Below are 9,589 nucleotides of genomic sequence, written 5' to 3' on the forward strand. Positions count from 1 at the left end.
TTGGGGAAGGTGGGGTCCCCTCTGGGGATAAGGGGTAATGGGGATTGGTCATTTACAAATGACAAAGGACTAATGACTAATGCCCCATTTACTTATTCTATGCGCTGTAAACTACCAGAGTGCCTTAACTGATACAAGGTAGTGTTGCCAGTGCAAAATAAGACTGTGGTAATTTCGGCGATTAATACTTCAGCAAGTTCGGCTACTGCTGTCTCTGATGTTGCTGCTGCTTGCAGAAAAGGCATTGCTAAACCAGCGATATCGGCTCCCAAGGCGATCGCGGCTGCGACATCCAATCCATGCCGCAAACCTCCTGAAGCAATTAAAGGCACATCTTTGGCGATCGCTCTAATAGTTGTAATGCACTCTGCTGTTGGTAAACCCCAATCGGCAAATGTCATCCCTAAGCGACGTTGTAAGGGACTTTCTGCCCTTTCGCTTTCTACTTTTGCCCAAGAAGTACCCCCCGCACCAGCGACATCAATTGCTGCTACTCCGGCGGCAATTAGTTTCTGTGCGATCGCTGCGGAAATGCCGTTACCAACTTCTTTTGCAATCACTGGCACTGGTAGCTTGCTGCATAATGTAGAAATCTTGTCAAGTAAACCCCGAAAATTAGTATCACCTTGGGGTTGAATGCACTCTTGTAGAGGGTTAATGTGTAAAATCAGGGCATCAGCCTCTAGAATATCAACTACTCGCAAACATTCATCTAAGCCGTACTTGTAGTTAAGTTGCACAGCGCCCAAGTTCGCAAATAGCAGAACATCAGGCGCATACTTGCGGACAGCAAAAGTATCAGCCACCTGGGGTTTTTCTACCGCGACTCGTTGTGAACCGACACCCATTGCAATTTTGTAATTTTGCGCCACTTGGGCTAAACGTTGGTTAATAATTCCGGCTTGTTCTGTTCCGCCAGTCATCGAAGAAATTAACAAGGGTGCGCCAAGGTGTTTCCCTAAGAAAGTTGTACTAATATCAATATCGTTGTGGTTTAGTTCGGGTAAGCAAGAATGGGTGAAACGATAACGTTCCAGTCCATTGGTGATTTGATGAGACTGAACATCTTCCTCTAAGCAGATCCGAATGTGATCGGCTTTGCGATTCTGAGTTTGTGCAGAGATATTGGTAGGGGCGTTCACTGGTGGGTATGGCTAAAAGTATTTGCTTGCGATCGCTATTGTTACATTGTCTGCAACCGTCTTTTGATAACAAAAATTATAAAAGCATTGTTCCTAATTTCTTGAGATTCTCTAACCTTATAATCAGGAAAAATTACGAAATAGCTCTAATATCCGCTGTCGCACTCGTTCTATAACTACTCCTTCCTCAGCAGATAGCCCATCAAATAACATCTCATATATCAATGGTACGCCCAACTCTAACTCTTCTAAAAGTGTACGTTGACTAAATACATCTTGTGGTTTACCTTCTAGCATCAGCCGCCCTTTATCCATGACAAAAACCCAATCTGCCCACCGATAGACTAAATCCAAATCATGGGTTGCCATCAACAAAGTGGTTCCATCTCGATGAATTTTTTTCATGGTTGCTATCAAGTTACGAGTATGTTTTATATCTAGATATGCAGTTGGCTCATCCAACACCAACAGTTCTGGTTGCAACACCATCACATCTGCTATGGAAACTCGCTTTTTTTGTCCTAAACTCAGATGATGTACTGGTCTTTCTGCTAAAGCAGTCAGTTCAAATTCAATTAATGCTTGCTCTACTCGGTCTTTAATTTCTGGTTCTGGTAAACCTAAATTACACAAACCGTAAGATATATCTTCCTCAACAGTAGAAGCTACTAATTGTTGTTCTGGATCTTGAAATACTAGTCCAACTTTCTGCCGTAATTTACTCAGATAATTACGATTATAACTTAATGGTTCACCACGCCAACGGACAACCCCAGAATCAGGTTTATATAGACCATTAGCTAATAGAAATAGTGTTGTTTTACCACAACCATTCTGACCAATTAATGCACACCTTTTGCCAGATGGAATCTTCAGTGTTAGACTATTCAAAGCTGATTCCTGCGCGCCTGAATAAGTGTAATATACCTGCTCAAATTCGAGTAAATATTCCTGCATTTCGCCAAAAATCTAATCCTATTAATCCTACACAACCGCAAATTGCTTCGATAATATATCGCACTTGGGGACGATAGCGACGAGGATGCCAAACTCGAAATTCACTCACAAAGCCTCGTGCTTGCAGTCCGAGAGAAAACTGACTATATTTTTGTAAGGTTCGCTGTAATAGTTGTCCGATTAGTAGTGCTAAACTTTTCATTCCACTACGCCAAGTACGGTAGCCACCACGGGAATTTTGTGCTGTCCACAATTCATTGGCTGTGTTCAGCAGGATGAAAATAAACCGATACATTAGTAATAATAAATCGGTTAAAAGCACTGGAAATCGCAAGTAACGCAGAGTTTGTAAAATTTCCGTGAAAGGCACAGTTAGCATGAGAAAATATAGGCAAGAAACAGAGGCTAATGCTCTGGTTAAAATTCCCAATGCTTGGATACTGCCACTATGGCTGATATAAATATAGAAGTGTCCGAGAGTTAGTCCATACCACGAGTCTAATTTGACACTTTGTAAATCATTAATTGCAACTCCATTCACCATTAATGCTGGTAAACTTGTCAAACAAAAAACTATGGTGAACATTAACAATCGAAAATAAATACCAACCGGAATTCTTGCATAAATAACTGTCCAAATACCCATCCAAAGCGCTATTAAAATTTGCACTAGCGGATGGGTAGCAAGGGAAATAGCAAGAGTAGTAAATGCAAAAATTAGTTTATGTTCTGGTGGCAATCTTCGGAGTCGATTGGTATAAGCTAAAGTGTCTAGTTGCAGGCTCATTATTCACGTTTTTGTTGTTGGGAACGTCCTTTATATAACCCAATTGCATAACCGACTACTCCAGCACCTAAAGCTGCTTGCGAAGCAAATAATAAACTTTCTATTTCACCACTAGCTGGTTCAAAAAATGATTTAAACCAGGGTTTATATCCAGGTTGGATTTCAGTAATTGCTTTTTCTGCTTTGTCATCGGAACCGGTAAATTCGCCACCACGCACAAATATTAACGGTGCAACTGCTAAAGCTAATACAGCTACTACCAACAGCCAGTTACTCAACCCTTTTTTAGATTGACTCATTTCCTTGGGGTTCCCGTTTGATTAATTTTAGCAATTCTAATTCTTGAGGATTATAAGATTGCAGCCAGTTCCACACCAATACAGTTAGCAATCCTTCACTAATTGCTAAGGGGACTTGAGTAATGGCAAAAATTCCGGCGAACTTGGTGAATGAAGCGATAAATCCGCCAACAGGTGCAGGGAAAGCGAGGGCGAGTTGGATAGAAGTGATAACGTAAGTGAGTAAATCTGCGATCGCAGCTGCTAGAAATATGGCGATTTTCTGTTTACCACCCAACTTTATTGTTAGATTATATATCCAGTAAGCTGCAAATGGCCCAGCGATCGCCATCGAAAAAGCATTTGCACCCAGCGTCGTCAAACCGCCATGCGCCAGTAACAAAGCTTGAAACAACAATACTAAGCTACCCAAAACCGTCATAGTCAGGGGGCCAAACAGCACCGCACCTAATCCTGTCCCCGTTGGGTGAGAACAGCTACCTGTCACAGAAGGGATTTTCAACGCTGACAGCACAAAAGTAAAAGCACCAGCTAAACCCAGTAGTAGTTTCAGTTCTGGGTTAGCTTGGGTAATGCGAGTCAGACTACGCAATCCTAGTAGAAAAAATGGTAATGCCACAACCCACCAAAAAATTGCCCACTGCACGGGTAAAAAACCTTCCATAATGTGCATAGCGTAGGCAGGTTTGGGTAAACCAACTACCAAGTAAAAACTGATAACTGCCATCAGCGTTAGACTGACTAACGCCTGTTTTTTTCTTTTCATAATCTGTACCTCGCAGATTTATGTAAACGCATTGATTCTAACCGGCGGGCATCCTGACTCACCAATTTTGGTTTACAGTTGCGGGACAGCGCCGGATTTACACCGGACTTTCCCCCTTGCGTCCGATAGCTGCTCCCCATCAGAACCGATTAGAGTAACTATATCACCGTTACTAAATTTTTATAGTAAGATGTTCAGAATTAGTTGCTAGAAGTATCACTCTTTAACCTAAATTTTTATAGTAACATCTGGATATTTTTAACTAATTCAGATAAAATAATAGGTTTGTCCGTAGGATCACACTTCTTTTGTATATGTCCAAAACTTACACCGTAGAAATTAATCATCAAGGCAAAATTCATACTTTGCAAGTTCCCGAAGATGAAACAATCTTATCAGTTGCCGAGGCTGCTGGTTTGGAGTTACCCAGTTCTTGCAATGCTGGTGTTTGCACAACTTGCGCCGGTCAACTATCTGAGGGAACTGTAGATCAAACTGATGGTATGGGCGTAAGTCCAGATTTACAAAAGCAAGGTTACGTATTGCTTTGTGTTGCCAAACCCCTTTCTGATTTGAAACTTGAGACAGAAAAGGAAGACATCGTTTATCAGTTACAATTTGGCAAAGGGAAATAATCAACGAACAGTTATCAGTATATCGGATGATTATTCATCACTGAGTAACTGTTCACTAACATGACAAAATCTGATAAATAACATAAATATTTCATCGCAGTTAACATCAGCTATTCTAGAAACTACAAATCAACAGGATTTCCCAAGATGACGACTCATTTTATTACCGCAGAAATTGATTTACAAGAAACTCCCGCAGAATTACTAGAAGCAATTGAAACAGAGTTGAAGAAACAAGGCGAACCCTTGCGTTGGGCAGTTACCTCTGTGGACGTTGACGAACAAAAAGCGACAGTTGAAGCTGTGGTGACAAAGAGTGCTGAGTGATGAGTAATAAGTGCTGAGTGCTGAGTTATAAATCAAAAGCCATTAAAAACTAACTCCCAATTACCAATACGCAACTTTCAACTCTCAACTCCTAACTCAGCACTCACTACTCAGCACTCATCACTCAATTATGTACACTGCTATCTTAATCGTACCAACTGGCGTTGGGGCTGCCATTGGGGGTTATGCAGGAGATGCTTTGCCTGTTGCTAGAGTTTTAGCACAGGTTTGCGATCGCCTCATAACTCACCCCAATGTCCTCAATGGCGCAAGTTTATATTGGAATCTCCCTAACGCTTCCTATGTTGAAGGTTACGGACTTGACAAATTCGCATCTGGATGCTGGGGCTTGCGTCCCGTCCGCAGCAACAGAGTAGGTTTGCTTTTAGACCAAGGTATTGAGCCAGAATTACGGCTACGACATATACAAGCCGCCGATGCAGTTAGAGCTACTCTCGGATTGACTTTAACAGACTATGTAATTACAGATGCACCATTAAATGTAGAATTACGGACTACCGCATCGGGAGCTAGTTGGGGAACAATTGGCAACCCAGATAGTTTGTTACGGGCAGCTGAAATATTAATCAAAAAAGCGGGGGCAGAAGCGATCGCAGTTGTTGCCCGTTTCCCCGATGATATGGATGAGGAGGCAGTACAAAAATATCGCCACGGAGAAGGCGTTGATCCTTTAGCTGGCGCAGAAGCCGTAATTAGCCATTTGCTAGTGCGAACCTTTCAAATTCCTTGCGCCCATTCTCCCGCACTTTTGAGCGCCCCTCCCGAACCTGATTTATCTCCCCGTTCCGCCGCCGAAGAATTGGGCTATACCTTTTTGCCCTGTGTCCTTGTAGGATTAAGTCATGCCCCACAATTTATAGTAGAGAAAAGAGCGATTGCATCAAAGAAAGGTGATATTTGGGTAGATGAAGTGGATGCTGCGATCGTACCTGCAACTGCTTGTGGTAGCAGTGCCTTACTGAGTTTAAGCCAAAGACGATGCCAAATAATTACAGTCGAAGAAAATAAAACTCTGATAAAAGTTCCTCCCCAGCCGTTGGGGATCAAATCTATACAGGTAAACTCATATTTAGAAGCAGTGGGTGTATTAGTAGCACACAAAGCAGGCATCAACCCTTCTGCTCTCCGTCCGAAATTATTACCTTTGCAGTCAATTAGTCATTAGTCATTGGTCATTTTCCCCCTGCCTCCCCTGCCCCCTCCCCTTAAAAACCCGTGGTTGAACAACAAAAGCAAGAGCCAGAAATTCCATACCTGACGCGCATCCAAATACTTGGGGCGATGGGAGCGACTGCAATCATTTTGTTGATAGTCGCCAAACTGTCGTTATACTTTGGCAACTTTTCCCTATTTTCTTGGGACTTGAACCAAAGAGAGTTGCTGTTGGGCATAGGGCTAGGGTTCGTCATCACTGCGTTAAGTGGCTTAACTTATCGCCTATGGAGTGCCTATCGTAAAAGTGCAGATTATTACCTAGAAGTGGTGTTGAAGCCTTTAGCTTTACCAGATTTAATATGGCTGGGGTTACTACCGGGGTTAAGCGAAGAATTATTATTTCGAGGTGTGATGCTGCCAGCTTTAGGCTCTGATTTTACAGCCGTAATTGTATCGAGTCTTTGCTTTGGCATCTTGCATTTTAGTGGCTCCCAACAATGGCCTTATGTGATTTGGGCAACAATTGTCGGTATCATATTGGCATATAGCGCCCTGTTCACGGGCAACTTATTAGTACCAATTGTCGCTCATATTATTACCAATTGGATTTCTAGCTATTTCTGGAAAATGTGGCAATTGTCGGCAATTAAAAAATAAAGGCTCTTCAGTACTAATCAATCTGCCAAAAAGCTAAAAATATTGGTTGACAACAAAAACTGTCTTATAGATGGCGGCTCTTTATATTCGTCCAAAACTTTTCAAACATCCTCTTATGGTTTCTTTTTGCTTAACTGTTGGCTTCGTCGCCCGCCGGGGAATAAATTCTCTGGCTAATAGCTTAAGTCTACTGAAGTAGACTGGAGATTTTTGGCAGTATTTAGTCATCTTCAGATGACTTTAGCTATGAGGCGGGAATTTCAATTTCCGGCGGACAAGCAGTTTCGCATTAAGTTGACACCAATAAACATGTTGTGCACCTACGGGTTACCTCACGCTTGTCAATGAACCCTATAATTAAGCACCATTCATCACTTCTAGTAATTCACTAGGCCGCTCAATTAAATAATCTGGATTTTGCTTGGCGAGTACTTCTGCTGAGTTAAAGCCCCAAGTTACTGCAATCACTTGGATATTTGCTTTCTTTGATGCTTCTATATCTCTGGTTTCATCTCCAACATAAATAACTTCTTGTGGTTTGAGTTGCTTTTGCCGCAATACATTATTAATAATCGTTGTTTTGCCAAAAATTGTAATTCCTGAGTAGATAAAATCAAATAGATGATTTAAATTATTGATTGTGAGAAATTGCGTAACATTTTCTTTAGAATTAGAAGTGATAATACCTAGTTTATATCCTTGATTTTGGAGTTCTATTAATGCTTCTTTAATTCCTGGAATTGGCTTTAATTCTGGGATTTTGTTTTTTAATTCTCCTTTAACTTTTTTAACTAGAAAAGGTATTTTAAATAGAGAAACTCCAGAGTATTTAATAATTTCCCTAGATGTTAAGTTCTTGAGAAAGGCTAATTGTTCTGGATGTATATGTCTATAACCAAAGTCTAAAGCTAGACGATTAGCAATACTTACAAGGGCATCCACTGTATCAGCAATGGTGCCATCAAAATCAAAAATAATTACTTTCGGAGTCATTCTTTGTCTGGATGCGTCAAGATTAGCTAGGGCGTTGCGTCGTAACATTTCTGGCTTAATCCGCCGCAAGGCAGATGCTCGAAATTGTTTATCCCATTCCTGATCTGAGATTTGGGCTAATTCTAGCAGCTTGGGAGCAATATTCCCAGGATAGGGCTGAAATTCTGCAATATCAGTTGTTTGGGCAAAACGTTGATTCCAAGGACAAACATCTTGGCAAATATCACAGCCAGCAACCCAGCCTTGCAAATGAGGTGTGATTGTCTCTGGTAATTCCTCAGCGCGATTTTCAATGGTATGATAGGCAATGCAGCGATTAGCATCTACAACATAAGGCTGAGTAATTGCACCTGTAGGACAAGCCTGAAGACAACGAGTACAGTTACCACAGTGTTCTGTATGCGGGCGATCGCTCTCTAATTCCAAGTTGGTCAATACTTCTCCCAAAAATACCCAAGAGCCATATTGCCGTGTAATCACATTACCATTCTTGGCAATCCAACCAATTCCAGCAAGTTGAGCCAATACTTTATCTTGCACTGGGCCGGTATCTGCATAATAAATAGCTCTTATGCCGGCATCAAGAGATTCTAGCCACATAGATAGCTGCTTGAGTTTTTTATGCATCAACTTGTGGTAATCTCTTCCCCAACCATAACGAGAAATTTTGGCGTATTCCTCACTTTCAGGACGTTGATGTGGTGTGTAGTAATTCAGCGCCACACATACTAGCGATCGCACTTCTGGCATCACTAAGCGGATATCCTGACGCTTTGGGTTAGCCATCCATTTCATATCGGCGTGATAACCCAGTTCAATCCATACTTGTAACCTCTGCGCTTCTGTGGCATCTACCCTATCTACAGCAGCAATTCCAACTTTATGAAAGCCCAACTCGCTGGCTTTTTCTTTCACCAGACTGCTGCTTGTTACGGAATCGTGATTCATTTTTTTATTTGGATTTTGCCTCACCAAAGGCGATTTTAGTCTACATTATGTAGTCAATACTTTTGATTAAGATTTATTACTCACTTTACATATAGCTACTCTTAAGACTTCCATCGAGGGGAAGATTTAGCAATGTGTAGCAATCTATCTCAACAGCAGCTTTCTTTTTACATATTTTTGTACTGAAATTAAGATTCAGCTAACATAATACAGGTAATTTTATGACTTCTGCTGAATTTATATCCCCAGCGCAGTTGAAAGCTGAATTCCAGATTGAGGGAATTACAGAATCAAGTGTACTGCGTTATTTTGAAACCTTAAATGCAGGCGAATTTGAAGCAACTGCTGCCTTATTTGCGGTAGATGGTGTGATGCGTCCACCATTTGAATCTGATATTGTGGGGGCAGATGCGATCGCAGCCTACTTAAAACAAGAAGGTCAAGGCATTAAAGTTTACCCCAACTCAGGAATAGCCGAGACTTTAGAAAATGCTACGATCCAAATCCAGATCAGAGGTAAAGCACAAACTTCGTGGTGTAGTGTGAATGTCTTGTGGCTATTTATCCTTAATCAACAACACCAAATTTCATATACTAGAATCAAACTTTTAGCTTCCCCCAAAGAATTGCTTTCTTTACGTCGTGAAAAGTAGCAAATAAGCTGTTCCATATTTAAACGGCATAAGCTAGGCGGGCAAGATGTCATTGGTGTTAACTTAACGCCAATGCCATAACTTTCAGGACGTAGTGGCGTGGCAAGGCTAAAATGTTGCAAAAATAATTGTCGGTTGGGTTGCGCTCCGCTCCACCCAACCTTGTATCTTAGAAATAGTAGTAGACCGTCCCAACCTTGGTCAAGAAAGACCGCTTCGTAGCATGGGTCACTACAACAATCTCTTTGA

The 9,589-nt window shown here is 41.4% G+C and carries 11 protein-coding genes, 1 pseudogene and 1 riboswitch; of the genes and pseudogenes, 5 read left to right on the forward strand and 7 right to left on the reverse strand.

Going from position 1 to position 9,589, the window contains the following annotated elements:
- Positions 1-92: 92 nt before the first annotated feature.
- The 5 genes from fni to V7L07_RS08260 form a co-directional block, all read right to left on the reverse strand.
- Positions 93-1,142: a type 2 isopentenyl-diphosphate Delta-isomerase gene (gene fni / locus V7L07_RS08240; protein WP_335056732.1), complete on the reverse strand. Its 1,050-nt coding sequence runs from the start codon at positions 1,140-1,142 to the stop codon at positions 93-95.
- 123 nt (positions 1,143-1,265) lie between these two features.
- On the reverse strand, positions 1,266-2,099 hold the full coding sequence (locus V7L07_RS08245; RefSeq protein ID WP_335056734.1) for an energy-coupling factor ABC transporter ATP-binding protein: 834 nt from the start codon (positions 2,097-2,099) through the stop codon (positions 1,266-1,268).
- Positions 2,074-2,886, reverse strand: a complete 813-nt coding sequence (cbiQ, locus tag V7L07_RS08250) for a cobalt ECF transporter T component CbiQ (protein ID WP_335056736.1) — start codon at positions 2,884-2,886, stop codon at positions 2,074-2,076. The genes V7L07_RS08245 and cbiQ overlap by 26 nt, the downstream gene beginning before the upstream one ends.
- Positions 2,886-3,185, reverse strand: a complete 300-nt coding sequence (locus V7L07_RS08255) for an energy-coupling factor ABC transporter substrate-binding protein (RefSeq protein ID WP_335056738.1) — start codon at positions 3,183-3,185, stop codon at positions 2,886-2,888. The genes cbiQ and V7L07_RS08255 overlap by 1 nt, the downstream gene beginning before the upstream one ends.
- Positions 3,172-3,951 carry an energy-coupling factor ABC transporter permease gene (locus tag V7L07_RS08260; protein ID WP_335056740.1) on the reverse strand — a complete coding sequence of 260 codons (780 nt, stop codon included), beginning with the start codon at positions 3,949-3,951 and terminating at the stop codon, positions 3,172-3,174. The genes V7L07_RS08255 and V7L07_RS08260 overlap by 14 nt, the downstream gene beginning before the upstream one ends.
- Positions 3,952-3,977: 26 nt before the next feature.
- A riboswitch (cobalamin riboswitch) is annotated at positions 3,978-4,116 on the reverse strand.
- Between the two features lie 149 nt (positions 4,117-4,265).
- On the opposite strand from V7L07_RS08260, the gene V7L07_RS08265 reads away from it, so the two are divergent.
- The 4 genes from V7L07_RS08265 (at position 4,266) to V7L07_RS08280 (ending at position 6,746) form a co-directional block, all read left to right on the forward strand.
- The gene (locus tag V7L07_RS08265) at positions 4,266-4,586 is read left to right on the forward strand and encodes a 2Fe-2S iron-sulfur cluster-binding protein (RefSeq protein WP_292851127.1); all 321 of its coding nucleotides are present in this window, start codon (positions 4,266-4,268) and stop codon (positions 4,584-4,586) included.
- Positions 4,587-4,733: 147 nt separating this feature from the next.
- Positions 4,734-4,913: a hypothetical protein gene (locus V7L07_RS08270; RefSeq protein ID WP_335056742.1), complete on the forward strand. Its 180-nt coding sequence runs from the start codon at positions 4,734-4,736 to the stop codon at positions 4,911-4,913.
- Positions 4,914-5,043: 130 nt separating this feature from the next.
- Entirely contained in the window at positions 5,044-6,099 is a 1,056-nt protein-coding gene (locus V7L07_RS08275; RefSeq protein ID WP_335056744.1) for a DUF3326 domain-containing protein, read from the forward strand.
- A 50-nt stretch (positions 6,100-6,149) separates the two neighbouring features.
- Positions 6,150-6,746 carry a CPBP family intramembrane glutamic endopeptidase gene (locus V7L07_RS08280; protein ID WP_335056746.1) on the forward strand — a complete coding sequence of 199 codons (597 nt, stop codon included), beginning with the start codon at positions 6,150-6,152 and terminating at the stop codon, positions 6,744-6,746.
- A 357-nt stretch (positions 6,747-7,103) separates the two neighbouring features.
- Here the strand turns inward: V7L07_RS08280 and V7L07_RS08285 are convergent, their stop codons facing one another.
- On the reverse strand, positions 7,104-7,739 hold the full coding sequence (locus tag V7L07_RS08285) for an HAD-IA family hydrolase (protein WP_335056754.1): 636 nt from the start codon (positions 7,737-7,739) through the stop codon (positions 7,104-7,106).
- Positions 7,714-8,687 (reverse strand): annotated as a pseudogene (gene queG, locus V7L07_RS08290) (tRNA epoxyqueuosine(34) reductase QueG). The gene V7L07_RS08285 and the pseudogene queG overlap by 26 nt, the downstream one beginning before the upstream one ends.
- A 221-nt stretch (positions 8,688-8,908) precedes the next feature.
- On the opposite strand from queG, the gene V7L07_RS08295 reads away from it, so the two are divergent.
- Positions 8,909-9,340, forward strand: coding sequence for a nuclear transport factor 2 family protein (locus tag V7L07_RS08295; RefSeq protein ID WP_335056748.1), 432 nt, complete (start codon positions 8,909-8,911; stop codon positions 9,338-9,340).
- The last annotated feature ends 249 nt before the right edge of the window (positions 9,341-9,589 follow it).

This window comes from Nostoc sp., assembly GCF_036916985.1.
Taxonomy (GTDB): domain Bacteria; phylum Cyanobacteriota; class Cyanobacteriia; order Cyanobacteriales; family Nostocaceae; genus Nostoc.

Bases quoted from the DNA above. Each gene is read 5' to 3' on its own strand.
- V7L07_RS08245 (WP_335056734.1), bottom strand. From the start codon at position 2,099: ATGCAGGAATATTTACTCGAATTTGAGCAGGTATATTACACTTATTCA.
- cbiQ (WP_335056736.1), bottom strand. From the start codon at position 2,886: ATGAGCCTGCAACTAGACACTTTAGCTTATACCAATCGACTCCGAAGA.
- V7L07_RS08255 (WP_335056738.1), bottom strand. From the start codon at position 3,185: ATGAGTCAATCTAAAAAAGGGTTGAGTAACTGGCTGTTGGTAGTAGCT.
- V7L07_RS08260 (WP_335056740.1), bottom strand. From the start codon at position 3,951: ATGAAAAGAAAAAAACAGGCGTTAGTCAGTCTAACGCTGATGGCAGTT.
- V7L07_RS08265 (WP_292851127.1), top strand. From the start codon at position 4,266: ATGTCCAAAACTTACACCGTAGAAATTAATCATCAAGGCAAAATTCAT.
- V7L07_RS08270 (WP_335056742.1), top strand. From the start codon at position 4,734: ATGACGACTCATTTTATTACCGCAGAAATTGATTTACAAGAAACTCCC.
- V7L07_RS08275 (WP_335056744.1), top strand. From the start codon at position 5,044: ATGTACACTGCTATCTTAATCGTACCAACTGGCGTTGGGGCTGCCATT.
- V7L07_RS08285 (WP_335056754.1), bottom strand. From the start codon at position 7,739: ATGACTCCGAAAGTAATTATTTTTGATTTTGATGGCACCATTGCTGAT.
- V7L07_RS08295 (WP_335056748.1), top strand. From the start codon at position 8,909: ATGACTTCTGCTGAATTTATATCCCCAGCGCAGTTGAAAGCTGAATTC.